The sequence below is a fragment of the Flavobacterium araucananum genome (assembly GCF_002222055.1).
GTDB classification, from domain to species: domain Bacteria; phylum Bacteroidota; class Bacteroidia; order Flavobacteriales; family Flavobacteriaceae; genus Flavobacterium; species Flavobacterium araucananum.
On the sequence record NZ_MUGS01000015.1, the window covers coordinates 250,089 to 275,738 of the forward strand.

Consider the following 25,650-nt stretch of genomic DNA (forward strand, 5'->3'; position numbering starts at 1 on the left):
ATAGTTAATTATTTAAAGCATTACAAACAATTCAAAAGTACTTTGAAGTACAAAGTAATAGATAAAAAAAATAGTTGCCAAATAAAATGACAACTATTTTTGTATAATATTTTTTTAAGAAATATTAGATTCTAAAAATTCCACCAACTGCAATAATTCTTTGTAAAAAGAAAAAATCTTGCGAAGCTTTATCATCACTACTTGTTGTAGTTCTAATATCCTGCATATTGATGTAACCGCCTTTTAGCTCACCCTGAATATAGAAATATTTGAAGAAGGTAAAGTTTATCCCCGCTTTTGCAGATAAACCATATCCTGAAACGTGAAAATCGTCATGACGTTCTTTTCCTAAAAGACTTGTATTTGTTTTAGGATATAAAAGTCCTGCACCTAAACCTTCAGTTAAGTTAATCTGAACTTTATCTGTATTTGGCAAACCAAACCATTTAGAAATATCATCATGTCTGGAAACCTCTGTATTAATATAGTTCAAACCATCTGTATGTTCGTACATTAAAAAAGCAGGAGGATTTCCCTGAGCAACACCTTTATCATAACCACCTTCGATAGCACCATGCTGAGACATATCTACGGGTGTATTATTATAATTTCCGTTGTAGTAAGATCCAGCCTGATCAGCAGGTAAATTAATATTACCAGTAACATTAGCCGTTTGATTTTGGGTCATTACATACTTCATGTGATCCCAGCCAATAGCAACGCTGTAGTGGTCGCTAATGAAATATCCCATTCTGAAATTAGTTTGCGGAATCGTCATGTTTGCCGGATTAACATAATCAACATGCCATCCTTTTGGTTTATCATGAGCTTTCATATCCGAAACTGTAAAGTCGTAATCCTTACCTCTGAAATTAACATCAGATTTAGTATAACTGTCTCTGTTTCCTCCCCAGGAAATAAAAAATTTCCCTTTGTTATGTGCCGTGTATTTTTGTACTGCTATTTCTTCCTGAGCAAAAGTGTTTATCGAGAAACACAATAAGAAGAAAAATAAAATTTTTGTTTTCAATGAAAATAGTATTAAAAATTTAAAATGAGTTAACTGTTTTTCTAATAGCCACCAACTTGGTCATTAAGCCTTCAAAATAATCTAAATGTAACATGTTAGCACCATCGCTTTTTGCATTTGCAGGATCAAAATGGGTTTCGATAAAAATACCGTCAACACCTACAGCAATACCAGCTTTGGCAACTGTTTCGATCATGTCCGGTCTTCCGCCCGTAACACCGGCAGTTTGATTAGGTTGTTGCAAAGAGTGTGTAACATCCAGAACTGTAGAAGCATATTGTTGCATAGTAGGAATTCCTCTAAAATCAACAATCATGTCCTGATATCCAAACATACTGCCACGATCTGTAACGATTACATTTTCGTTATGGCAATCCAATACTTTTTGTACGGCATGTTTCATGCTTTCAGGACTCATAAATTGTCCTTTTTTCAAGTTTACCACTTTCCCTGTATTAGCTGCAGCTACTACTAAGTCAGTTTGACGTACCAGAAATGCAGGAATTTGCAAAACATCTACGTATTGTGCCGCCATATCAGCATCTTCATTTGTATGAATATCTGTTACCGTTGGAATGTGAAAAGTTTCTGAAACTTTTCTTAATATTTTTAATGCTTTTTCGTCACCAATTCCTGAAAAACTGTCAATTCGGGAACGGTTGGCTTTTTTAAACGATCCTTTAAATACATAAGGAATCTGAAGTTTGTCGGTAATACCAACTAATTTTTCAGCAATTCTGAGTGCCATTTCTTCTCCTTCAATAGCGCAAGGCCCCGCCAATAAAAAGAAGTTCCCGCTATCAGTATGCTTAATTTGTGGAATATGTTGTATGTTCATAATATGATTTTTTGACAGTGCAAAGGTAGTTATGATTTATGAATAGCAGATTAAGATTTAAGTTTTTTTTAAGAAGCTATCCTTATCGAAAGTGCTACCTGATTATTTTACTTTAGATCTTTATTTTTTTCTTAGTTGCTATAAAAATCTCTCCAAACGTCTAAGGAATTATCTCTGCAAGAACCAGTAAAAACAGCCTTTCTTAAAAAATGATTACCGTGCTTTTGTCAAGGCTTGTAATTAATAGTTTCAAAAGTAAATTTTAGACTCAATTAAAACAGCCTCTGTAAGACATAATATGTATTAAAAACTATCAAAATAAGACAGGTAAACTAAAAACCTAAACATACAATTACAGCCAATCTGCCGAATACCTTATTTTTACTACAAGTCTTCAAAGGGTTTAGCATAAAAAAAACATTCCATGATCCAATTCATTTTTTTGTAATTTTTATTTTCGCATTAATAAAACCATTACTGTTTTAAGCTTAATCCCAGAGGAACCATCAAAATTCCTTTTTCATAGATATTAAGATATAGGATAATCGGTTTTTTTTGTCCGTCCCATTTTAGCTCGTAGACATTTAGAAAGCCAGCGCCCATGTCGCTTCTTTTGGTAGGAAAAGGACAACAGGTCTCTAAACGTGTATAAGTAATTTTTTCTCCTTTTGGTCCTGCTAAAGCATTTAGAAAACGAGTTTCGTTTAAAGCTTCATCTTTTGTATTTCTAAAAAAGATATTTACGGGATAATCAGGATCGTAACCGTATTTTTTATCGGTACTAAAAAGTGTAATTGCAAATGTATTATCTTTCTTCAAAACTAAATCAGGAGCATTATCGTCAACATTTTTCAAAGTCGATCTAGTACTCACGCAAGAAGTTGCAGTAATTAATAAAATGATAATAAGAGCAATTTTTTTCATGGTTTCAATATTGGTAATACAAATGTAAAAGTGTTTTTTCTTTTTGATATGAATTTTACAAATTATGATGATTTTAATTATTACAACATCATCGATAATAGGCTATAATTGGTGTGAATGCTATTTTTGTTATAGTTTCTACTAATAAAAGTGAATTAGAAATAAGCTAAATCTGTGATGAAAAAATCATTACAAATCTGTTTTATTCTGTTTTTTTGAATTCAGTTTTAAAATACCAACTACAATCAGATATTGTGCCACAAGATAGGTTAACATGATAAAAAATGAACTTTTTATAATTGGGGTGTCAAATTTATTGATTGCCAATATACTATCAGAAACAACAAATGAAACAGCTCCCAGAAAAACATATAATCCTCCGGGTTTTTTCCAGATCAAATAGCCATTGAAGGCGAATAAAAGCATTGTCGAAATTACGGCAGCATAAATAATTACAGGTATTTTTAAATCGCCTAAATTGGGCATTAAAACTAAAACCATTCCTATTAAATAAAAAGCGATTATCAGACTACCAATTCCAAAAAGAGCTTTGTTAATCTGGATTTCTCCTGTAATTTGCTTGTTAAAGAGCACACAATAACCAATATGCGAAATTAAAAAAGAAACGAGACCCAAAATAAAATAGATTTCGGCTATATCTGCAAAAAGTAAAATGACATCTCCAATCCAGGAAAATAGTAAAGCGATTAAAAGTGTTTTTCGAGATGGAAATTTTTGATGAAAATAAACTCCAAAACCTAATAACGGGATCAAAGCCGGTTTTAAAAATAAATCTAAACTTTCATATCCGGAAGATAAAATAAGTAAATAAACGATACTAAAAATAATATAGATTTTAAAAAAAATGGTGTTTTTCATAAGCGGTTTTTATGAATTTATTATTTGGTTTTGAGTGGTTTTAAAATCAATTGTCACAAAGTAAATCGCAATTAAAAATGACATACTAAGGTAACTTAAAATAATATAATTGCTCATTGAAAAAGCATGGTTTAAGCCAAACCAATCTCCATAATGCGCTATAATTGCAATTGCAATAATAAGACGTAAACCTTCCCAAAAAACAGCATATTTGCTTTTGTCCATCAACTCGCTGTAACTATAAATTGTTACGAAAATGAATGATCCGTAAATAAAGATATTTGGCAGCCCAATTTTAGCAATATTATCGAATAAGTAAGTAACAAATAAAAGAGTAATTAAAACTTGTGTTACAGACCAGTAAATTAGTTTTTGTGAGTTTTGCGTGCCGTATTTCTCAAAATCAAAAACATTGTCGATTTTGTTTACCGGATATTTTTCATCAAAATTTTCAGGTCTCCACCCCGTTGGTTTAAACCAAATGGTGAGTTTATCTTTCCAGTTTTCGGCTCTCCAGGCATCTTTAATTAATAAGCTCAAATGCTGAAAATTAATTCGGATTGGGTTCCAGGTATTTGCAGGTCTTGTGATTCCAAATACTGGAGGAACATCTTTTAATTCAGCTTGAAAAGTACCAAAAAGTTTGTCCCAAAAAATAAAAATTTGCGAATGATTTTTGTCTAAGTATTCCGGATTTATGGCATGATGCACCCTGTGATGCGAAGGTGTGACTAAGATATATTCTACGAAACCCATTTTTTTGATGTGTTTGGTATGATACCAAAATTGCAAAAATAAATGCAGCGGTAAAGTAATCGCAATTACTGTTGCGGGAACGCCCAATAGAGCAGCCGGAATCAATAAAAAAGTAAACAAATTGACCAGACTGGCAATTGGCTGACGTAAAGCACACGCAAGATTAAATTCTTCGCTACTATGGTGAATAGCATGTTTGTTCCAGAAAAGATTAATTTGATGCGCCCATCGATGGCTCCAATAGCCATAAAAGTCAATGACAAAAAAAGCGATGCAATAAGAGAGAATATTCGCTTCGAGATGATAGATGGCAATTTTAGAAACAATCCATTCATAAGAAATAAAAGTCAGGCTTAATCCCAGAACATCTTTTACAGAGTTGGTAATACCGGAACTTATACTCGATACGCTATCGATCAAAGGAGCGGTATCGTCCTTTTTGTAAATGCCATATATTTTTTCGATTATAATTAATACTAAAAAAATAGGCGTAGCGATAATTAATATCTTTCCGTATTCTTCCATAAAAAAAACATTCTATTTTATTCAAATATAGAATAAAATAGAATGTTTTTTAAATTATTTGTAATTAAACAATTTCGGCGCTTAATCCGGCTTCCAAAAGTTGTGTACATTGAGGTTTTAATTTGTCCATTGGACCTGTTTTTACGGTACATTTTCCGTTGTAATGTACAATTAGGGAACATTGTTCTGCTTGTTCAGGCGTATGACTGCAAACACGCATTAAAGTATCAATTACGTGATCAAAAGTGTTTACATCGTCGTTGTAAACAATGATTTCGTTATTGAAACTTGTTGCTTCCTTCTCGCGAACTCTTTCTCTTACTTTTTCTTTAGTACTCATTTTTTTAAGTTTTTGTACTGTTGTAATTACTAATTTTTTTGCCGGATTAAAAAGATTCGAACAAATTTTTATTAATACAAATTTCACGCAGGTTTAAAAATATTTATGCAGATTTCAGTAAATCAAATTTAATAAAATCTAACCAAATCTACTTTAATGTGTTCAATTTGCGGGAAACAAAATCATTTTAATCCTTTAATCTGTGGCAATTTAATAAACAGATAATCAACTATCTAATTTACGTATTTTAATGCAACCCAGTTGTTTCTTTGAAATTTTTTAACATACGTTAAACCTTTTTCCGTACATGATGCATCGATAAAAGGAATATCTTCTTCGTAGAAACCACTTAATAATAAAGTTCCTTTTGGATTTAAACAATCAACATAACTTTGCATATCGTTCAACAAAATATTTCTGTTGATGTTTGCAATAATCAAGTCATATTTTTTGCCTGCCAACAAAGCTGCATCACCTTCGTAAACGGTAATGTGTTTACAATTATTGCGTTCTGCATTTTCAATAGAGTTCAAATAACACCAGTTATCAATATCGATTGCATCAATTGGCTGAGCCCCTTTCATTTCGGCCAAAATAGCCAAAATAGCTGTTCCGCAACCCATGTCAAGAGTTTTTAAACCCTCAAGATCAATTTCAAGCAAATGCTGAATCATCATGTGTGTTGTTTCATGGTGACCGGTACCAAAACTCATTTTTGGTTCAATTACGATATCAAATTCAGCAGCTGTTTTTGGATGAAAAGGAGCACGAACATGGCATTTTCCGTCAACGTCAATCGCTTCAAAATTCTTTTCCCATTCTTCGTTCCAGTTTACCTGATCGATTTCTTCAATCGTATATTCAATTTTAAACTCTTCTGATTCTAAAATATATATGTCATCTAAGATGTTCTCGTCCCATAAATCTTTCTTTACAAAAGCCGAAATCCCATTTTCAGTTTCTGTAAAAGTTTCAAAAGCTTTTTCGCCTAATTCAGCAATTAAAATTTCTGAACCCGGTTCTTTTGGTTCAATTGTAAAATGGTATCCTAAATATATATTCGACATAAATAATTTTTTTGCAAAGGTAAGAATCGAAAGTAGAAGTTGTTTATAAATAAATCATATTCTCACGAAGATTAATGTTAATTTTGATTGAAAATTGAACGGTTTTAAAATATGAAGAATATCATTTTTATTTTGCTTTTTGTGGTGTTAAGTTCAGGAAGTTGCGAGAATGAACACGAGGTTATACGCTCTTTTTGTTATTGGAAAACCGATATGAGTTTCCAGAAAGAAGAAGATTCATTGATGAAGAATTTGGAGGTAAAACACCTGTATGTGCGCTTTTTTGATGTCGATTGGAATCCGTATGCCAAAGAACCTTTGCCGGTTGCAACCATTCGTGATATAAGATTAAACGAGAGCAACCCTCAAATAACACCAAGTATTTTTATAACAAATGAAGTTGTTTTGCAGGCTAATACGAAACAATTAGACAGTTTGGCGGCCAGAATTGCGCAGCGCGTACAACAAATTGGCGTAAAAATAAATGAAACAAAAGCAGATAATAGTGCCAATGCAATTGTATATCCTAAGGATTATTATAAAAATAAAGACTATAAACGCCTGAATTATGACTCGGTGAAATCACTTGAACTGGCAAAATTGAAAGTTGATTTTAAAGAGATTTTAATTGATTGCGATTGGACAGAGAAGTCCAAAAAGAATTATTTTTATTTATTAACGCAAATCAAAAAAGGATTTCCAACGGCACAAGTTTCGGCAACAATTCGACTCTGGCAATATAAATACGCCGATAAAGCAGGAACTCCACCAGTGGATAAAGGTTTGCTAATGTGTTATAATTTGACAAAACCGGAAGATTTTAATACCAAAAACTCTATAGGAACCAGCGAAGAACTAGCGCAATATATTACCCACGATAAATATAAATTGAAATTGGATATTGCTTTACCGCTTTATAGTTGGGCAGTTGTTTTTAGAGGAAATCAGTTTAAAGGAATTTTATCAGATTATGATCAGCTAAGAAGTGATAGCATTAAATTAAAAAAAGCATCAGATACTAAATATGTTTTGCAAGACGACATTCTGGTAGGACAAACGTATTTGAGAAATGGTGATGAAATCAGGATCGAAAAAATTTCTGAGGAGGAACTTGAGAAAATGATTGACATTGTAAAAAGTAAAATTAAGATTGACAATCAAACCAAAGTTACCTTTTTCTCTTTTGATAAAAAATACATCAACGATTATGGAACCCAAAATATATCCCGCTATTATGCGCGTTTTTAGCAGTTTACTTTTAGTTTTAAGCTTTCAGGTTTCTTTTGCCTGTGGTTGGAGTGTTTCGCCGGAAACCAGCAGGTTAGTTTTGTTTAAAGCACAAAGAGAAGGCTTTTTTAAATTAACGCCTTTTTATTATGCGGCAGATTATTACTATTCGACCAATACTATTTCCGGTGTCGATCAGGAACTGAATTGTTTAGAATGGAAGAAAAAATTAGGAAACACGATTGATCTTAAAGATGTGCATACTATTTTGTACGAAACAGACGGAGAACAATTTGAAACCGCTTACGAAACGAAATCACTCAAAAAAGTATTTGAAAAAAATACTTTTGTCGAAGCTTTATTAAAGTCAAAAAACAAAGCTTTTTTAAACTATATCGTATTTGCTAAAAAGCTGGAATATAATAGTAATACAGATGTAAAGTGGGAATCCTGGAACCAGGTTGGATATGGAAGCAAGGATCATAAACCAGCAGAGTTAGGTGATTTTGAAAACAAAATAAAATCGGCAAAAGATGCTTTTTTAAAACAGCGATATGCTTTTCTGATTTTGAGATATAGTTTTTATGCAGAGGATAAAAAGGAAGTAATTCGTTTGTATGACACTTATTTTGCAGACAATAAAAATACTATTTTAGAGCCTTGGGCTTTGTATTATAAAGCTTTATGCATTAATGATTTTACTTTGCAGAATTATTTGTTGAGCAAAGTTTTTGCGACTTGCGAAGAAAAATCTTTTGCAGTTCTACAGCATTACAATTGGAAATTAACTACAGAAACTTTGGCTCTTGCACAAAATGACGAAGAAAGAAGTGTGATTTTGTCAATTGAAAGTTTTCGCAATCCTGCACCGGATTTAAAAACAATTGAAGAAGTTTATAAGTTGAGTCCTAACAGTATTAATTTGAGTTTTTTGATTGGAAGAGAGATCAATAAACTGGAAGATTGGATTTTTACACCACAATACACCAATAACGGAAGTCCATCAGTTGTATTTGAAGGCACTGACTGGTACGGAGATTATGCTAAAGCAAAAGAGGAAAATTTAAGTAAAGATATCTTGTATTTAAGGTCATTAGAGTACTTTTTGATTTCTATTCGCGAGCAAACTTCAGACGATCAGAAAGCATATATTACAGCAGCAATTGCACAGCTTTGTTTCATGGATGATGATATTGAGTCAGGAAAAAAATATACCAATATGATCTCTGATAAAGCCAATGCATCGATCCGGATGCAAAAAAATATTCAATTGGCTTTAGTTTCCTTAAAACAAGATGATTTGAAAAGTGAGAAGGTTCAAAACCAACTTTTTAAGTACTTTGATTCTGTAGAGAGTTTAGTAGAAACAGATTTAGGATTGTTTAAAAATCTATACAGTTTGTACCGAATTGCAAGTGCAGATTTTGCCAAACAAAACGATAGGGTTACAGCAGGATTATTGATGATGAAATCAGACCTTAAAAACGAAGGAGAATACTCGGCTTATGATAATCCTTATTTTTACAATTATGTTGGCTATTTTGATCGAAATGCCACGACAGAAGATGTAGATCGTTTAATAGCCCTACAGCAGAAAAAAGATAAAACCCCTTTCGAAAAATATATTTGCTCGGGAACGATTGCTCCAAATATAAATTATTACAAAGATCTGAAAGGAACAATTGCTTTTAGAAACAATAATTTAGAGCTGGCTTATAAAACCTTTTCGAGTATGCCAAATGATTTCTGGGAGAAGAACTATGCGTTTAAAGATTATTTGAACGAAGATCCCTTTAGCCCTAAAATTCTGCAAAAAGATAGTGAACGCAAATTTGATTATCGTTTTAATAAAACAGAATTTATTGCTAAACTAATTCAGTTAAAAAAACAAAATACAGCAGCAAGTAATTTACAATTGGCACATGCTTATTTTAATGTTTCTTATTTAGGAAATTCCTGGATGATGGTGGCCTACGATTGGACATCAGGCGAATCGTATGTAGATTATGTTTACGGAGACAACTCTGAAAATGAAAAAACGTATCAAAATGGCAATTATTACAGCTTAACGATGGCCAAAATGTATTATGAAAAAGCATTGAAAATGTCTAAAAATAATAACGAAAAAGCTCTGGCGAGTTTAATGATATTCGAATGTAATTATTACAATCATTATGCAAATATAGTTTCGGCAGAAGAAGAAGAAAAAAATCCGTTTAAGGCAGGGCAGGAGTTGGTTAATTTTTATTCGGTTTATAAAGTGACACCCACTTTCAAAAAATACAATTGTCCGCTATTGAAGGCGTTTATAAATTAAATTTTTAAACCATGTAATGATATAAGTTCATTTAAAGTTTTTGCTCAAAGTCGGGCTTAAATTCTCTTACAGGACTTATATGGTTAAAAAAGGCACAAAAAAAGCGTTCGGTTTACGAACGCTTTTATAATTGAGCAGATAATAAATTTAAAATCTAGATAGCCGTTACAATAGCTAAGAAATCATCTGCTTTTAATGCAGCACCTCCAATTAAACCACCGTCTACGTCTGGTTTACCAAAGATTTCTTTAGCATTATCCGGTTTTACAGAACCACCATATAAGATAGAAACTTGGTCGGCAATTTGAGCTCCAAAAGCTTTACGTACTGTTTCTCTGATGAATTCGTGCATATCTTGTGCTTGTTCCGGCGAAGCAGTTTCTCCTGTTCCAATTGCCCAAACAGGCTCGTATGCTAAAACAACATTAGCCCACGATTCTTTTGCAATATGAAATAATCCGTCACGTAATTGGTTTTCAACAATATTAAAATGATTGTCTGATTGACGGTCTTTTAATTCTTCTCCAAAACAAAAGATTACTGTCAGGTCATGTTTCAATGCAGTATCAACTTTATTCGCGATTAAAGCATCTGTTTCATGAAAAATAGCTCTACGCTCAGAGTGCCCAAGAATTACGGTTTTAACACCAATACTAGTCAGCATATCAGCAGAAATCTCTCCGGTAAAAGCACCACCTTCTGCTTGGTGAACGTTTTGAGCAGAAACAGCAATAGTTGTGTTTTTTAATTTAGCAACTGCCGCTTGTAAGTTTACAAATGTTGGAGCAACAATTACCTGAGCAGTAGTTTGAGCTGGTATTTTAGCGATTAATTCGTTTAATAATTCTTCAGTTTGTTCTGCATTTTTATGCATTTTCCAGTTTCCTGCAACAATCTTTTTTCTCATTTTAGTAGTTTTTATTTTATTCTTTTTTTTGTTTTTATTCTTGTCCTGATATCGAATTTTATTTCAGGCTTTTAAGAGTTTCATTGATTTTGTCAAAATCCGTTTCAATGGCACGGTACAATACTATTTTTCCTTTTTTATCAACGATAATGTATCTCGGAATCCAGTCTAAATCTATTGCTTTTCCAAAAACACCTTTCATGCCATCATTCATCATAAAATGATCCCCTTTTAATTCGTGTTTCTCAATTCCAATTTTCCATTTATCTGCCGTTTTATCTGCCGAAAGAAATAAATAGGAAACATCTGGATTGTTTGCTTGTAATTCTTTTACTTTTGGCATTGCTTTTACACAATCACCACACCACGAAGCCCAAACTTCGATAACCAAAGTTTTTCCTTTGTATTTTTTTAAAATGTCCTTGAAAGAAGTCTGACCTCCATCAACGGTTAATAATTTTTCAGATAATGCTTCTTTAGAAAAACTTGTTTTCTGAGCTTGTGAGCATGAAAAAGTAATAAATGCAATTACAATTAAGGCTATTTGTTTCATAAGTAGGTACTATTTGCTTTTTTAATTTGAATTTTGGTACGGTCTCTAATCTATTATTTTTATAATTTCGAATCAGAACGATTTCAAAAAATAAAAGATTCCGAACAAAGTTAAACAAACAAATCGAATGAGAAATGGAGATTAACAAAATTTGAAGAGCACTTTATTTTATCACAAAACAAGATTTTTAGGTTAAAAAAAGCGGAATGAAATCGTAATAGTAGGGTCAGAAAACTTGATTTTTTAGAAAATTTCAAGAAATGATTTTTGGCAGAGATGAAAAAAGGGATATTTTTTTATTGAAAAGTGAATTTTAGAAGCAAAAAAACGTCAGATTTGGATAAAAAAAATCGGTAAATTATGCTATTATAATTTACCGATTTTTTATACTTTATAGAAAAATTTTACAGTTTCAAATCATCAATATCGTTATAATGTACTTTCTGGATTACTGTTCCATTTTGTAAAACTACAATACTAGGATTCGCTCTTTCGATAGTTTTTAAAGCCGTTGCATCACAAAAGTAAAAGTCAATATCTAAGCCATATTGTTTTTTGGCTTTTGCAATTTCTTCAGCTCCGGAAGCCGTCATTGCAATTACTTTGTAACCTTTTGTTTTGGCATCCTTGCTTAAACCTTCTAATTTTTTCATTCCGTCAGGATTAGATAAAGCCAGGTCATACGTTACAAAAACCAATAATTTTGGTTCTTTCAATAATTCTTCCTTATAGTCAGAATCTTCTTTTACCATTGTAAAATCATGAATTGGGGGTACATAACCTTCTGTAATTACTTTGTCTTTACGATCAACAAACGTTGCACCTTCAGGGATGTTTGCCAGATCTTTTTCTGTAAATTCTTTGTCAACACCTTTTACTTTGTAGATAAAAATCATTTCGACTACAGATTTTGGTGCCCCTTCCGGAATTTCCATTCCTTTCTCAATATTTGTTCCTACTTTATAAGGACGGAAATCTTTAATAGGATTATGATTTAAAACCCAAACTGCCATAAAAATGCTTAAAACAACACTTGCAAAAGTAAGGATGTTTGTTACAGCATTTGAAAACAAAGGTTTTACTAACTTTTTATTGATAAATAAAATCACAATAAAGAAAACTAAGACAACATCTTTTGTAAAAGATTGCCAAGGAGTTAAGTGTAATGCATCTCCAAAACAGCCACAATCTTTTACTACATCAAAATAAGCAGAGTAGAAAGTAAGGAATGTGAAGAAAACAATGAGAAGTAATAAAAACCAAATCGTAAGTTTTGATTTGTAACCTACCAATAACATAACGCCTAAAACTACTTCAAGAATTACCAAAAAGATCGCCAATCCTAAAGCCAATGGCTCTAAAAACGGCATATTAAAAACCGGTTCGCTAAAGTATTCTGCTAATTTATATGAGAAACCAACCGGGTCATTTAGTTTAATTAATCCTGAAATTATAAAAAGAACGCCGACAAATAATCTTGAGAATTGGGTAATGATGTTTTTCATGGAATTTATTTTAAAATGTTTTTATTTGCCACGAATTACACCAATTTGACTAATTAATTTGTGAAAATTGGTGTAATTCGTGGCGGAATATTATTTTAATGGATTTAGGATGAGTGCAAAAACCGAATAATTGATCATATCCTGATAATTGGCATCAATGCCTTCAGAAACTAAAGTTTTGCCTTTATTATCTTCAATTTGTTTTACGCGAAGTAATTTTTGCAAGATTAAATCAGTCAATGAACTTACACGCATATCGCGCCAAGCCTCGCCATAATCATGGTTTTTAGCTTCCATTAACTCCTTTGTCAATTTAATTTTGGCATCATATAGTTCAGTTGCTTTTTCAAGATCCAAATCAGGCTGATCAACAACACCTAGTTCTAATTGTATTAAAGCCATAATCGAATAATTGATAATTGCGATGAATTCTCCTTTTTCATCTTCGTCAACTTTACGAACTTCATTTTCTTGCAAGCTTCTGATTCTTTGCGCTTTTATAAAAATTTGATCCGTTAGTGAAGGCAGTCTCAAAATACGCCATGCACTACCATAATCTTTCATTTTATTTATAAATAAAGTACGGCAAACCGTAATTACATTATCATATTCAAGGGAAGTATTCTTCATTTATTGCTGTATATTTGCTAAAATTTCCTCAAAAATAAGGATAAAATTAACGAGTTTACGAAAAAAGTTTCTAGTTTGCTTCGCCAGTTCGGCTTTCAGCCTCGTGTCAGGTTTCAGGTTTAAGCAGATTGGTTAAGCTCAGTAACAGGAAACAGGAAACAAAAAAACTTGAAACAAAATTCGTGAAACTTTAAACCTGAAACAAATAAAAATTTCAAACAAAATGTTAATTAACTGCAAAGGGCAACTTATCGATTTGTCGATTCCTAAAGTAATGGGAATTTTGAATGTTACGCCAAACTCCTTTTTTGACGGAGGAAAATATAAAAAGGAAGAAGAAATTATCTTACAAGTAGATAAAATGCTGTCTCAGGGCGCTACATTTATAGATATAGGTGCTTACTCAAGTAAACCAAGTGCCGAATTTGTAACTGAACAAGAGGAGATTGATCGAATTGTCCCGGCAATAGAATTAATTTTAAAGCACTTTCCGTCGACTTTATTGTCGATAGATACTTTTAGGGCCAAAGTTGCAAAAGCAAGCATAGAAAGTGGTGCGGCACTTATAAATGATATTGCAGCGGGAGAATTAGACGATAAAATGTTTGATGTTGTGGCAGATTACAATGTTCCGTATATTATGATGCACATGCGTGGAAATCCGCAAACGATGCAAAGTCTGACCCAATATGATGATATTGTAAAAGAAATGCTTTTTTATTTTTCAGAAAAAGTAAAAAAAGCAAGAAGCCTGGGCATCAATGATTTGATCTTGGATCCCGGTTTTGGATTTGCTAAAACAACCGATCAGAATTATGAAGTTTTACAAAAAATGGAACTTTTTAATTTGTTAGAATTACCAATTCTGGCTGGTGTTTCCAGAAAATCGATGGTTTACAAAACGCTTAATAATACAGCACAGGAAGCCTTAAACGGTACAACGGTTCTTAATACGATTGCAGTAACAAAAGGGGCCAAAATATTGCGTGTTCATGATGTAAAAGAAGCTATGGAATGTATTACTTTGTTTGAGAAATTAAAAAATTAAACGACAGATTTGTCATTCCGAACGAGAAATCTCCGTTGCTAAATCGACAAAGATTTACTTTTGTTTGTGTTCCGAAGCTTCGGGATTGCGAAGATTACTCGTTGGAAATGACAAGATTGTGGACATATTTCAACATAGCCCAAGGTTTCAACCTTGGGAGACATCGTGAAGGAAATTTGCTTACGGATATGTATTGCGGATTTGCATTGCGTTCCCAAGGTTGAAACCGTGGGCTATGCTTTTAAAATAATGCTCTATATCTTTGTCAAAGTTTTAAACCAAGACTGTAAGGAACTTTAGTTTTACACCAAATAACCACAATCATTTTCATTTCGATCCCGATTCAGGATCGGAATGACAAATTAGATGCTGGAAAAACAATAATAAACAATAATAAACATGAAATACATCACTCTAATTTTAGCTTTCCTTCTTTTTTCATGCGGAAAAAAAGAAGATGTCCTATTGCCAAAAACAAATGTTTCTGTTGTGAAAGATGTTCAGGATCATTCACCAATTTACATCTTTTTTAAAACCGAAGGAAAAGATACTATTGCCGATGTAAATAGAAAAAACAGTATTATCTCGACCAATTGGATTTTTAATATCGACAAGCGTTTACCTTTAAAACTGGTGATTCCGGAAGTTCTGAAATTACAGGAAAAAAAGCGAGCAGAAAAAGCCCATAAAAACGAAAAAGCCGAAAACTATTATTCTTATGCAGATTCTATTGGAAAAAATTTAGCTTTTTTACCTTTTACAAAAGTGTATTATAAAACAGAGAGACCTAAGTCAGAAGGATTGGTTATATTTTTTAAGAAGAATCAAACAGTTGAAGTAAACAAACAAATGCTTAAAAAAGAAGAACTATTAAATTATATTGCAAGTCTTGATTTTGCAGTTAAACCTAAAGTGCAATTTTGTTTTGATAAAAACATGATTTTTGATGTTTATATTCAGGATAGGATTTTAGTTCAAAAATTAGAATCATTTGCTGGAGTTACCGAAGAGTATATCTTTTAAACTGAATACTAAAAACTGCGACAGAATACTTTTTTACTGATGATGATACGGTTCGTTTCTTAAAATAGTAAACCCGCGATACAATTGTTCGATAAAAAACAAACGCACCATCTGATGAGAAAATGTCATTAGCGAAAGCGAAATTTTTCCTTGTGCTTTGTTGTAAACGGTATCAGAGAATCCGTAGGGTCCGCCAATTACAAAAACCAGCGTTTTGATTCCGGAATTCATTTTCTTCTGTAATTCTTCAGAAAAACTAACGCTTGAAAAGTTTTTTCCGTTTTCGTCCAATAAAATCAACTGATCTGTAGGCGTTAATTTGGACAAAATCAACTCGCCCTCTTTTTCTTTTTGCTGGCTTTCAGATAAATTCTTTACGTTTTTGATATCCGGAATAATCTCCAGATCAAATTTGATATAAAAAGACAAACGTTTGGTATAATCGTCAATCAAAGTTTGAAGCGATTTGTTATCTGTTTTGCCTATTGCGATAAGTTTGATATTCATTGGTTAGTTTTTTTGCCACAAATTGCACGAATTTGCACTAATTATTTTTTTGCCACAGATTAAAAGGATTAAAAGGATTTTTTTTAGTTTGTTTTTAAATTAATCTGTGAAAATCTTTCTAATCTGTGGCAAAATAAATCTCTATTTGTTATTGATGAAAACAGTTTCAAAATGTTCTACAACAGGAAACGGTTCGTAATAATGATGCAGCATTTTTTTCCATTCCAGATAAGCTTCAGAAGTTCTGAAACCTACGGTATGATCTTCAAGGGTATTCCATTCTACCAATAAAAGATACTTGTTTTCGACTTCAAGACATTTCTCTAAACGATGTGCTAAATAACCCTCAATTGACGAAATATATAGACTTGCTTTTGCAAAATCAGCTTCAAATTGAGTTGCTAAATTTGGTTTTACGTAAAGAAAAGCGGCTTCTAAAATCATATAAAGTATTGATTTTTTATCTGGGTGATCTGCTAAATCTGCGTGAGATAATTTTTTCTCGCAGATTTAGCATATTAGGCAGATTTTATTTTAAGTATTCAGAAATAAAAAATCTGTGGCAATCCGCTTTAATCTGTTTAAATCTGCGTGCAGCCTTCGCAACGATTAAACATTTTAGTTCTTCGAAAATTTATCTTCAAAAGTTTTAAATCTTGCATCCAAATCTTTTACTAATTGTTTCTTTACCGCCGCATCCTGAATAAAACTATAATTGATGCTGTTGTAAACGTATTTTTTTAGGATAGCATACGAAACATCAGGATATCTTTTTGCCAATAAAACATATTGTTCCGTCATATTGGTTCTTAAAATTCCTGCATCATCAGTACTAATTACGATTGGCACATTAAATTCTTTATAAAGTGTAAACGGATGTCTGTTTTCTTTTACTTTCAGAATAAATTCATTGCTGGTTAGATTAATCTCAATCGGAATATTGTTTTTTGCCATATAGCGCAATAAATCGTATGAATTTGCTTCGTAAGCAATATCTACTCCGTGGCCAATTCTGTTGGCTCCGGCAACATAAATAGCATCGTTTATATGCCAGGTTAATTCTTCCGGCTGTACCAATCCTAAAGTCAATTCGCCTGCGTGAAGCGTATATTTTACATCCGGAAATTTCGAATGGCAATATTTAAACATGACCATGTGTAACCAATAATCTTTCATCGAATTTTCTCCATGTTCCGGAGAAACGATGTTTACGCCTGCCACTAATTTACTGTCGTTTGCAGAGATAAAAGCAATGCTTAAGTTTTTGAATAAATCAACGGGATCCATAAAACGAAGCACAAAATTTTGATAGCGCATCGTAAAACGGTCATCATCAATTTTTAAATCTTTATGCAATTTGGCTATAAAATTGTTATTGAATTCTACAGCATATTTTTTAGCCTCTTTTTGTTGAATTGCTTTATACAATTCGTCCAAAAGTTTCAGAACTGCTTTTTCGTCTTTTTGAGCAGCTGCCTGACGCAATTTGGAGTTAAAATCTGTTAAATCAGAAACATTCATATCACACGGAATTGTCGATAATTGTGTTTCTATATAACTCACATTTTCAGCAAGTGCGCGTTTTTTTAGTTCAAGCATACCTTCGGCAAAATGACCTTTGATAGTAGATTCGAATTTTTGAAAAGAGTCAAAAAATAAATCGTCAGAAGGTACAGAAACACCATTGTAATCTTTGGCAGACCAGGTTTGCATGACTTGTTGTTCGTAAAACGAAAGTTTTCCATCGTTTTTAAGAGACGAAAAAGTTTGCCAGTTTCCTTTTGAAGGTTTTGTTTTTGATACTTCCATCGTTTCCAGATTCAAATAAAAATCCTCTGCAATGGCTCTTTCCAAAAGAGGTTCTGCATAAACTGACCCTGAAAAATGATGGTGTAAATCTCCGCCCTTAGGCATTTGTTGAAAAAAAGCTGTTAAGAGAGCTTCGTTATTTCTAATTTTTTCTAAATAATTTTCAGCTGTTTGAGAAAAGCCGATTTGTGCTATGAAAAAACAGAAAAGTGTAATTATCCTCGTCATACTCTAAGTTTAAATTACATGCAAATGTACAAGTTTTAGAGGAGATTTTAAAATTATTGTTTAATTAAGGTTCAAAGGTTCAAAGTTAAAAAGTTAAAAAGGAGCAAAGGTTCAAAGGGACAAAGTTGCAAAGTTTATGAGAATTGTTTGTATCTCTCATTAAAATAAAAAAGACGCACTGCTGTGCGTCTCTATATAAAACCTCTGAACCTTTTTAACTTTGAGCCTCAAGAAAAAAGTACATCCCGGATATCCTCCGTTTTGTCAAAAACGCTTTTTGCAAAAGGGCAAAGTGGTATAATTTTTACATTATTAGTTCTGGCATATTCTACAGCAGCTAAAACTAGTTTTTTACCCACACCTTTTCCGTTAAAACCTTCATTTACTTCAGTATGGTCTATGATAAATTTAGAATCTCCAGCCCAGGTATACGTCATTAAGCCAGCTTGTTTTTCGTCTTCTAAAGCTTCAAAATAGCCTTTTCTGGTATCGTTTATTTGTGTAATATCCATGGTAAATTATATTAATGTTGTTTTAATTTCGATAGAATGGGTTAATACTTTGTGTATGGGGCAACTGTTGGCAATGGTTTCTAACCGTTGTCTCTGAGTATCGTCTATTTCGCCAATGACTTCAATTTTTCTTGTAAATAATGATACATTTCGATCAGAATCTCTTTCAAAATCAATTTTGACATTTATTTCCTCCACATTCCACTGTTTGCGATTGATGTACATTCGTAACGTAATTACTGTGCAGGAAGCTAATGACGCGGCCAAAAGTTCGGTTGGATTCAGTCCTAAATTTTTACCACCAATTTCCTGAGGTTCATCGGCGATTAGGATATTTCCGCTTGCTGATTTTATTTCCGTTCGATACAAACGTGTATCAATTTGTGCTGCTATAGTATCCATATATTATTTAATTCTAGGTTCAGGTAATGGTACAAATTCAGTTTCGCCCGGAACTTTCGGGAAAGTTTGTTCAGTCCAGTCTTTTTTGGCTTTTTCGATTAAGTTTTTGTCTGAAGAAACAAAATTCCAAAAGATAAAATGTTCTTCAGGAAAAGGCGTTCCTCCAAAGATATAAACCGTAGAGTTTTCGGCCAATTCAAACTCGCACAAAGTACTATCGTTCGTAATCAAAATTTGTTTAGGCTCATAAATGTGTTCACCGCTTTTGATACTTCCTTCAAGAATATACAAACCACTTTCGCCAAATAAATGACTTCCGATATTTATTTTTTTAGCTTCGGTACTTTTAATTTCAATAAAATATAGCGGACTATAAACGGGAACGGGTGATTTTTTGCCAAAAGCTTCTCCGGCAATCAATTTGTATGAAACACCATCTTCTTGCCAAGCCGGAATATCATCTGCTTCTACGTGCGTAAAGTTAGGGTCCATTTGTTCCAACTCTTTTGGCAATGCTACCCAAATCTGCAATCCGTGAAGCATTTTATCCGAATGTCTTAAATATTCTGGTGTTCTTTCAGAGTGTACAATTCCTTTTCCGGCTGTCATCCAGTTTACTGCTCCGGGTTTTATCTCTAATTCTGTTCCTAAACTATCGCGGTGCATAATGCTTCCTTCAAACAAAAAAGTCAAAGTCGAAAGTCCGATATGCGGATGCGGCGGAACATCCATATTTTGATATTCATTTAAATGTGCAGGTCCCATGTGATCTATGAAAACAAAAGGTCCAACAGCTCTTTTTTCGCGGAAAGGCAATAACCTGCCCACCATAAAATTTCCAATATTGGCAGCACGTTCTTCGATTATTAAACTGATATTTGACATGATTCGTTTGTTTTGATTTGAAAACAAAATTACAGTTGCTATAGAAATCTGTAACTTAATTTAGATTAAGAAAAGTTGTTTTTTTGTTACCGTGTTATAAAAATAAGAAAAATCACCGGCTCAATTTTCATGGCATTGATTTAATTCCTTTTATTAGCAACAATCCCAGTTAAAATAAGCCTTTTCGAAGTTTTTATTGATTAAATCCTCTTTGTTTATAAAAAAGTTGGCAACACCACTATCTCCAAACATGATTTCGTCATCAGTATCAATTTGAAGAAGTAAAATATCATTTTTTGATTTTTCGTCATATTCTCTTGGATCAGATTGGGTAAAATAAGCATAACCTCCAATTTTGTGCCCCTCTTTGGCAAAGAATTTTTCAAGTTCCTTTTTTTGTTTTTTATCTAATTTTTCTTCAAATTCATAATATTCTAAACCATTAAAAGTAAAATCAAAGCGAAAATCCTGCGAGCCGCCATATTCTTCCTCTATTGAAAAAGCCAGACTATGTTCGCAATAAACAGGAGAGTCTTCGTATAATTCTTCGGTTAAAAAATCAAAATTAGTTTCATGATTTTCTATTTCGGTATGATACAGTATTTTATATTCCTCCATATTATACCATTCATCTCCTGAAATATAAAATTGCAAGATGCCTTTATCCGGATAATTTTCTAATGGCGGAATTTCCGAAAAATTAAGCTGAGCCAATAAAATCATTGGTTTTCCTGCGGTGTCTTTTGGATATTCTGCACCAATTGGCAGGTATGGTTTTCCTAAAAATTTACTTTCAGTAAAACTTAAAATAGTTTTTGGTTTTAAGGGTTTAGCATCGATTTTAATGAAATCTAATTTGTATTTTAAGAGATCATTTTCAAATTCTTTTAAATAGTCAGGAAATATCATTTCGTGGTTTTTAGGTTATATATGTTTTTTTATGTTTCGTAAATTATCAGTCGATTAGTTCAAACTCCAGAACCTCACTTTCAGTTCCGTTAATGATAACTGACAATTGATGAATACCGGTATGAAAGACGCGGGTAGTTATGATTTTGAAAGATTGATTTCTGTCGACCTTAACGAACTGATTGGGCTGATAGCTTTTCTCACTAATTTTAAAGACTTTTTTAGCCAGATGCCCTTTTGCTTTTTTGTAATGAACGGCGTATTCTAAACGAACAGTTTTGGCTTCTTGGTTTTTATTGTTCAAGTAAAATTGAAATTGCAAATAATCTCCAATTCTGACTATTGGTGTTTTAATTTCAAAAGAAGAAAGCTCAATATTGATACTTTCCAGACCGTAGTGACTTAGAATTTCAGGATGTCCTTGTTTTAGCAAAGTTCGAGCGCCATGTTTGATAATTGCGTCTGTTTCCGGACTTGTACCGCGCCATTTTCCGGCAATTTCCAGTACGATTTGAGGATTATCTTTGGCAATATCATTTAAGTTATTGGCAACACTTCGGCGTACATATTCAGAGGGATCATATTTTAGATTTTCTAAAATTGGCAGGATAGAAGCAGGGTCTTTTTTGAGGAACGGAATTGCCATTGCCCACGGTAATCTCGGGCGACTTCCTTCGCTGGAAAGTCGGCGTACATGATGATTTTCGTGCAAGGACCATTGAACCATTTCATCGATCATTTTTTCTTTATATTTTAAAATGAAAGGTCGAACAGCAAATTCGCAACTTATAAATTGAGTAATCGAAACAAAGGCTTTTACAGAAGTTTTAAAGTCGTCTAAACCATACGTTTCGATATAATCGGCAAAAAATATAAAAGCCAGATTTCCGTCAGTAAACTTGTTTTTCTTGAGGTTTTCGATGATTTTATCAATTGTAGCAACTGCTTCAGGAAAATTTTCAGGCATAAACTGATGCAATACAACTGTGGTATGTTTCATGCGGTCTTTCCATTCTTTTTGGGCAAAATCGTCTTCGTAAATGGCTTTAATAAATTTTTGTTTATCAAAAGCTGAATGCACTTCGGCAACAGCCTGTCCAAATTTTTCGTAAAAACTAACCGAATAAATATCTTTAATTAAACCCATGATTTTGTTTGATTGAACCTCAAAGGTATTTAATGTTTCTAATAAAAATTATAGATTTTACGTGAAATTTTAAACACATAGAAACATAGAATTTAAAATTATATAATAAAGATGTCAAAAAAAAATCTAGATTTTTAACACATAGCGGAGCGCATTGGCTATGTGAATTAATGCTAGTGAAACGCCTATTTAACGAATTCGAATGCTATGTTTCTATGTGTTTAAAAAAACATGAGTTTTACCTGTAACTTAAATTGAAATTTCCAGGCTCAATATTTTTTTGGAGATGGTTAACTTTCAAATCCACAAAATATATCCTACTTTAGCATCTTATAAAACTTAATAAAAATGATTAGCGAAGTACAATTTCAAACGGAATTACAACTATTAATTAGCAACGCAATTCGGGAAGATGTAGGCACAGGCGATTATAGTTCACTGGCATGTATTCCGGAAACGGCACACGGTCAAGCTAAATTGTTAGTAAAAGATCAGGGAATTATTGCGGGTGTTGCGCTTGCAAAAATGATTTTCGAATATGTAGATCCAAAACTAAAAATCAAGACTTACATCGAAGATGGAACGCATGTAGAGTATGGTGATGTTGTTTTTGAAGTTTCAGGAAGCTCTCAGTCGATCTTAAAGTCAGAAAGAGTAGTTTTAAACACCATGCAACGTATGTCTGCCATTGCAACAAAGACAGATCAGTATGTGCAACTTTTAGAAGGAACCGGTGCTAAGATATTGGATACGCGCAAAACAACCCCAAATTTCAGAGCAGCAGAAAAATGGGCTGTAAAAATTGGAGGAGGCGAAAATCATCGTTTTGCCCTTTATGATATGGTAATGCTAAAGGACAATCATATTGATTTTGCCGGCGGGATTACTTTGGCAATCAATAAAACAAAAGAGTATCTGAAAGCGAATAATTTAGACCTGAAAATTATAGTCGAAGCCAGAAATCTGGATGAAATTCGTGAAATTCTTTTAAGCGACGGAGTGCATAGAATCCTGATTGACAACTTTAATTATGAAGATACTAAAACTGCTGTTGCATTAATTGGCAGTAAGTGTCAAACAGAATCTTCCGGAAATATCAACGAAAAAACGATTCGCGAATACGGTTTATGTGGTGTAAATTACATTTCATCAGGAGCTTTGACACATTCTGTTTATAATATGGATTTGAGTTTGAAGGCTTTTTAATAAGTTATAAGTTAAGAGTTGGGTTAGAAAAATGACTAAGGTATGTTTGGAATCTAAAATCTGAACTCAACAATCTAAAATCAAAGATAAATATGTCTAAAGAGATAGAAGACCGGATTGAAAAAATTCCTGTAGTACGTTATTTAGCCCGGTTTTTAAAAAGAATAAAACTGCCTTGGCTAGAGGGTTTTTCGTTATACGATTTACTCGAAATGTATATTCTGGGTATTATCGAAGGTGCATTTTCGTACCATGCCAGTGCCGTTTCGTTTAGTTTTTTTATGGCATTGTTTCCCTTTGCATTATTTATTTTAAACTTAATTCCGTTTATTCCTATAGACAATTTTCAGGGCGATTTTTTGCAGTTTGTACAGCAAAGTGTTCCTCCAAATACCTATGATGCAATTAGTAAAATTATTAGTGATATTTTAAACAATAGTCACTCCGGTTTATTATCGTCAGGTTTTTTGCTTTCTATTTTTTTAATGGCAAATGGTATTAATGGTATTTTAAGTGGTTTCGAATCTTCGAAACACGTGTTTGATAAACGAGGTTTTTTTAGTCAATATTTAGTGGCACTGGCAATTTCTTTTGTCATGACCATTATATTATTTGTAACAGTGGCAACGATTGTAGTTTTTGAGGTATTTATTCAAAAAACAATTATTCAGGATGTCCTCAGTGATCGTATTCCGCTCATTAGTTTAGGTCGTTATTTGTTTGTGGTAACCATGATTTTGGTAACCTGTTCTATATTATTGCGTTATGGTACAAAACAGTACAATAAAGTATCATTTATTAGCATTGGATCTGTTTTTACGACCATCTTAATTGTTATATCTTCGTTCTTTTTTGGGATTTGGGTTATAAAATTCTCAAAATATAATGAACTTTATGGCTCAATTGGAACATTATTAATTCTAATGTTTTATATTTGGATAAACTGTATGATTCTGCTTTTGGGATTCGAATTGAATGCTACCGTCAGAAAATTAAAACAAAAAAACAAATAATATTATGAAAAATTGGATGTTAACGATTGGTGTTTTTTTCCTGACATTAGGAACAATTCATAGCCAGAGTGTTCTTGGAAAATGGAAGACAATTGATGATGAAACAGGTGAGGCTAAATCAGTTGTAGAGATTTACGAAAAAGCAGGAAAACTTTATGGCAAGGTATCAGAGATACTTCGTGCTGATCATAAAAAAGACGTATGTGTAAAATGTGATGGTGCCGATAAAAATAAACCAATTTTAGGTCTGGTGATCATAAACGGACTTAAAAAAGATGGTGATGAATACAGCGGAGGAACAATTTTAGACCCTACAAACGGAAAAAAATACAAATGTTATATTACGCTTGATTCTGCCGATAAGCTAAAACTTCGCGGTTATATTGGAATCTCTATTATGGGAAGAACTCAATATTGGACGAGAGTAAAGAATTAATTTTATAAAAATAAAATGCGAAAATTAGCATCGATAGTTTTATTCTTAGGAATATTATCCAATAGTTTTGGACAATCTAAGAATTCGCCATTACAAATAAGTCATCTTACAGGTGACTTTTATGTTTATAAAACCTTTCATGATTATAACGGTACCCTGATTTCTGCCAATGCCTTGTATCTTGTTACCAATAAAGGAGTTGTATTGTTTGATGCGCCTTGGGATGAGACACAATTTCAGCCTTTGTTGGATACCATTAAGGCAAAACATCATCAGGATGTTGTAATGTGTTTTGCAACACATTCGCATGATGACAGAGCCGGAGGGTTGGATTTTTACAGACAAAAAGGAGTAAAAACATATACCATAAAACTAACGGATGAAATTCTTAAAAAAGAAAATAAAAAAAGAGCCCAATTCATAATTCCAAATGATACAACATTTACTGTTGGGCAACATACTTTTGAAGTTTTTTACCCGGGCAAAGGTCATGCACAGGATAATATTGTAGTTTGGTTTAATAAGGAAAAAGTATTGTACGGAGCCTGTTTTATTAAAAGTACAAGCGCAACAGATTTAGGATATCTTGCAGATTCTGATGTAAAAGAATGGGAGAAATCAATCAAAAAAGTACAAGCAAAATTCAAAAATCCAATATATATTATTCCTGGTCACGAAGATTGGACAGATACCGGATCTTTAAAGCATACTTTAAAAATGGTACAGGATTATAATGCAGCAAAAGCATCCGGGAAATTGGATAAAAAGTAATTTTGTTTTAAATTTCTATTACAAATTGGATGTCTTTTTATTGGTGTTGGTTCTTATGTTTATTATGGAAAAATAGCTTAATTTTGCTTATATTTAAAAATTAATTTAACTGGAATAAAATGACCGTCACTGATAAAAATATACTTGAAAGCTACTCAGATTTATTTGAAGGACTAAGTTTTTCTAAAAAATTAGAACTTATTGAAAGACTTACAAAATCTTTAAAAGGTGCTAAATCCAAAGAAAATAATTTTTA

At 32.6% G+C, this 25,650-nt stretch carries 27 protein-coding genes; 8 read left to right on the forward strand and 19 right to left on the reverse strand.

The window, feature by feature from the left end; genetic code table 11:
• Window positions 1-124: 124 nt before the first annotated feature.
• From B0A64_RS11065 to prmA, 7 genes are all read right to left on the reverse strand, one after another.
• The gene (locus B0A64_RS11065) at window positions 125-1,030 is read right to left on the reverse strand and encodes a hypothetical protein (protein ID WP_089479577.1); all 906 of its coding nucleotides are present in this window, start codon (window positions 1,028-1,030) and stop codon (window positions 125-127) included.
• A 19-nt stretch (window positions 1,031-1,049) separates the two neighbouring features.
• Window positions 1,050-1,868 carry a 3-deoxy-8-phosphooctulonate synthase gene (gene kdsA / locus B0A64_RS11070; RefSeq protein ID WP_089479578.1) on the reverse strand — a complete coding sequence of 273 codons (819 nt, stop codon included), beginning with the start codon at window positions 1,866-1,868 and terminating at the stop codon, window positions 1,050-1,052.
• Between the two features lie 474 nt (window positions 1,869-2,342).
• Window positions 2,343-2,792, reverse strand: coding sequence for a 2-dehydro-3-deoxyphosphooctonate aldolase (locus B0A64_RS11075; protein ID WP_089479579.1), 450 nt, complete (start codon window positions 2,790-2,792; stop codon window positions 2,343-2,345).
• Window positions 2,793-2,981: 189 nt separating this feature from the next.
• Window positions 2,982-3,671 carry a lysoplasmalogenase gene (locus B0A64_RS11080; protein ID WP_089479580.1) on the reverse strand — a complete coding sequence of 230 codons (690 nt, stop codon included), beginning with the start codon at window positions 3,669-3,671 and terminating at the stop codon, window positions 2,982-2,984.
• Between the two features lie 9 nt (window positions 3,672-3,680).
• The gene (locus tag B0A64_RS11085; protein WP_089479581.1) at window positions 3,681-4,952 is read right to left on the reverse strand and encodes a sterol desaturase family protein; all 1,272 of its coding nucleotides are present in this window, start codon (window positions 4,950-4,952) and stop codon (window positions 3,681-3,683) included.
• Window positions 4,953-5,016: 64 nt separating this feature from the next.
• A complete protein-coding gene (locus B0A64_RS11090) occupies window positions 5,017-5,292 on the reverse strand; it encodes an ATP-dependent Clp protease adaptor ClpS (RefSeq protein WP_041517785.1) in 276 nt (91 codons plus the stop codon).
• Window positions 5,293-5,525: 233 nt separating this feature from the next.
• Window positions 5,526-6,359: a 50S ribosomal protein L11 methyltransferase gene (prmA, locus tag B0A64_RS11095; RefSeq protein WP_089479582.1), complete on the reverse strand. Its 834-nt coding sequence runs from the start codon at window positions 6,357-6,359 to the stop codon at window positions 5,526-5,528.
• A gap of 111 nt (window positions 6,360-6,470) precedes the next feature.
• Between prmA and B0A64_RS11100 the strand changes: the two genes are divergently transcribed.
• Together B0A64_RS11100 and B0A64_RS11105 are read left to right on the forward strand one after the other, a co-directional pair.
• Window positions 6,471-7,607 carry a hypothetical protein gene (locus B0A64_RS11100; protein WP_089479583.1) on the forward strand — a complete coding sequence of 379 codons (1,137 nt, stop codon included), beginning with the start codon at window positions 6,471-6,473 and terminating at the stop codon, window positions 7,605-7,607.
• Window positions 7,567-9,903 carry a hypothetical protein gene (locus B0A64_RS11105; RefSeq protein ID WP_089479584.1) on the forward strand — a complete coding sequence of 779 codons (2,337 nt, stop codon included), beginning with the start codon at window positions 7,567-7,569 and terminating at the stop codon, window positions 9,901-9,903. Before B0A64_RS11100 ends, B0A64_RS11105 begins: the two co-directional genes overlap by 41 nt.
• Window positions 9,904-10,057: 154 nt before the next feature.
• Here B0A64_RS11105 and tpiA read toward each other — a convergent pair whose 3' ends face one another.
• From tpiA to B0A64_RS11125, 4 genes are all read right to left on the reverse strand, one after another.
• Entirely contained in the window at window positions 10,058-10,810 is a 753-nt protein-coding gene (tpiA, locus tag B0A64_RS11110) for a triose-phosphate isomerase (protein ID WP_089479585.1), read from the reverse strand.
• 58 nt (window positions 10,811-10,868) lie between these two features.
• Window positions 10,869-11,363: a TlpA family protein disulfide reductase gene (locus B0A64_RS11115; RefSeq protein ID WP_089479586.1), complete on the reverse strand. Its 495-nt coding sequence runs from the start codon at window positions 11,361-11,363 to the stop codon at window positions 10,869-10,871.
• Window positions 11,364-11,767: 404 nt separating this feature from the next.
• Window positions 11,768-12,868 (reverse strand): BT_3928 family protein, encoded by a 1,101-nt coding sequence (locus tag B0A64_RS11120; protein WP_089479587.1) that lies wholly within the window; start codon window positions 12,866-12,868, stop codon window positions 11,768-11,770.
• A 90-nt stretch (window positions 12,869-12,958) separates the two neighbouring features.
• Window positions 12,959-13,498: a DUF1599 domain-containing protein gene (locus B0A64_RS11125; RefSeq protein WP_089479588.1), complete on the reverse strand. Its 540-nt coding sequence runs from the start codon at window positions 13,496-13,498 to the stop codon at window positions 12,959-12,961.
• Between the two features lie 223 nt (window positions 13,499-13,721).
• On the opposite strand from B0A64_RS11125, the gene folP reads away from it, so the two are divergent.
• Both folP and B0A64_RS11135 read left to right on the forward strand, forming a co-directional pair.
• Window positions 13,722-14,546 (forward strand): dihydropteroate synthase, encoded by an 825-nt coding sequence (folP, locus tag B0A64_RS11130; protein ID WP_089479589.1) that lies wholly within the window; start codon window positions 13,722-13,724, stop codon window positions 14,544-14,546.
• Window positions 14,547-14,945: 399 nt separating this feature from the next.
• Window positions 14,946-15,569, forward strand: a complete 624-nt coding sequence (locus tag B0A64_RS11135) for a hypothetical protein (protein WP_089479590.1) — start codon at window positions 14,946-14,948, stop codon at window positions 15,567-15,569.
• 33 nt (window positions 15,570-15,602) lie between these two features.
• On the opposite strand, the gene rlmH is transcribed toward B0A64_RS11135, so the two are convergent.
• From rlmH to B0A64_RS11175, 8 genes are all read right to left on the reverse strand, one after another.
• A complete protein-coding gene (gene rlmH, locus B0A64_RS11140; RefSeq protein ID WP_089479591.1) occupies window positions 15,603-16,076 on the reverse strand; it encodes a 23S rRNA (pseudouridine(1915)-N(3))-methyltransferase RlmH in 474 nt (157 codons plus the stop codon).
• A gap of 141 nt (window positions 16,077-16,217) precedes the next feature.
• The gene (locus tag B0A64_RS11145) at window positions 16,218-16,520 is read right to left on the reverse strand and encodes an antibiotic biosynthesis monooxygenase family protein (RefSeq protein ID WP_089479592.1); all 303 of its coding nucleotides are present in this window, start codon (window positions 16,518-16,520) and stop codon (window positions 16,218-16,220) included.
• Window positions 16,521-16,694: 174 nt separating this feature from the next.
• Complete coding sequence (locus tag B0A64_RS11150; protein WP_089479593.1) at window positions 16,695-18,113, reverse strand: amidohydrolase family protein; 1,419 nt, start codon at window positions 18,111-18,113, stop codon at window positions 16,695-16,697.
• A 227-nt stretch (window positions 18,114-18,340) separates the two neighbouring features.
• The gene (locus B0A64_RS11155; RefSeq protein ID WP_089479594.1) at window positions 18,341-18,625 is read right to left on the reverse strand and encodes a GNAT family N-acetyltransferase; all 285 of its coding nucleotides are present in this window, start codon (window positions 18,623-18,625) and stop codon (window positions 18,341-18,343) included.
• Between the two features lie 6 nt (window positions 18,626-18,631).
• Window positions 18,632-19,027 carry an OsmC family protein gene (locus tag B0A64_RS11160; RefSeq protein ID WP_089479595.1) on the reverse strand — a complete coding sequence of 132 codons (396 nt, stop codon included), beginning with the start codon at window positions 19,025-19,027 and terminating at the stop codon, window positions 18,632-18,634.
• A 3-nt stretch (window positions 19,028-19,030) separates the two neighbouring features.
• On the reverse strand, window positions 19,031-19,912 hold the full coding sequence (locus B0A64_RS11165; RefSeq protein WP_089479596.1) for a pirin family protein: 882 nt from the start codon (window positions 19,910-19,912) through the stop codon (window positions 19,031-19,033).
• A gap of 153 nt (window positions 19,913-20,065) precedes the next feature.
• The gene (locus B0A64_RS11170) at window positions 20,066-20,821 is read right to left on the reverse strand and encodes a YwqG family protein (RefSeq protein WP_089479597.1); all 756 of its coding nucleotides are present in this window, start codon (window positions 20,819-20,821) and stop codon (window positions 20,066-20,068) included.
• A gap of 46 nt (window positions 20,822-20,867) precedes the next feature.
• Window positions 20,868-21,968, reverse strand: coding sequence for a DNA alkylation repair protein (locus B0A64_RS11175; protein WP_089479598.1), 1,101 nt, complete (start codon window positions 21,966-21,968; stop codon window positions 20,868-20,870).
• Between the two features lie 348 nt (window positions 21,969-22,316).
• Between B0A64_RS11175 and nadC the strand changes: the two genes are divergently transcribed.
• From nadC to bla-B1-FLAV, 4 genes are all read left to right on the forward strand, one after another.
• The gene (gene nadC, locus B0A64_RS11180) at window positions 22,317-23,174 is read left to right on the forward strand and encodes a carboxylating nicotinate-nucleotide diphosphorylase (RefSeq protein ID WP_089479599.1); all 858 of its coding nucleotides are present in this window, start codon (window positions 22,317-22,319) and stop codon (window positions 23,172-23,174) included.
• A 92-nt stretch (window positions 23,175-23,266) separates the two neighbouring features.
• On the forward strand, window positions 23,267-24,187 hold the full coding sequence (locus tag B0A64_RS11185) for a YihY/virulence factor BrkB family protein (protein WP_089479600.1): 921 nt from the start codon (window positions 23,267-23,269) through the stop codon (window positions 24,185-24,187).
• A 4-nt stretch (window positions 24,188-24,191) separates the two neighbouring features.
• Window positions 24,192-24,623, forward strand: a complete 432-nt coding sequence (locus B0A64_RS11190; protein WP_089479601.1) for a DUF2147 domain-containing protein — start codon at window positions 24,192-24,194, stop codon at window positions 24,621-24,623.
• A 15-nt stretch (window positions 24,624-24,638) separates the two neighbouring features.
• Entirely contained in the window at window positions 24,639-25,394 is a 756-nt protein-coding gene (gene bla-B1-FLAV / locus B0A64_RS11195) for a subclass B1 metallo-beta-lactamase (RefSeq protein ID WP_089479602.1), read from the forward strand.
• The last annotated feature ends 256 nt before the right edge of the window (window positions 25,395-25,650 follow it).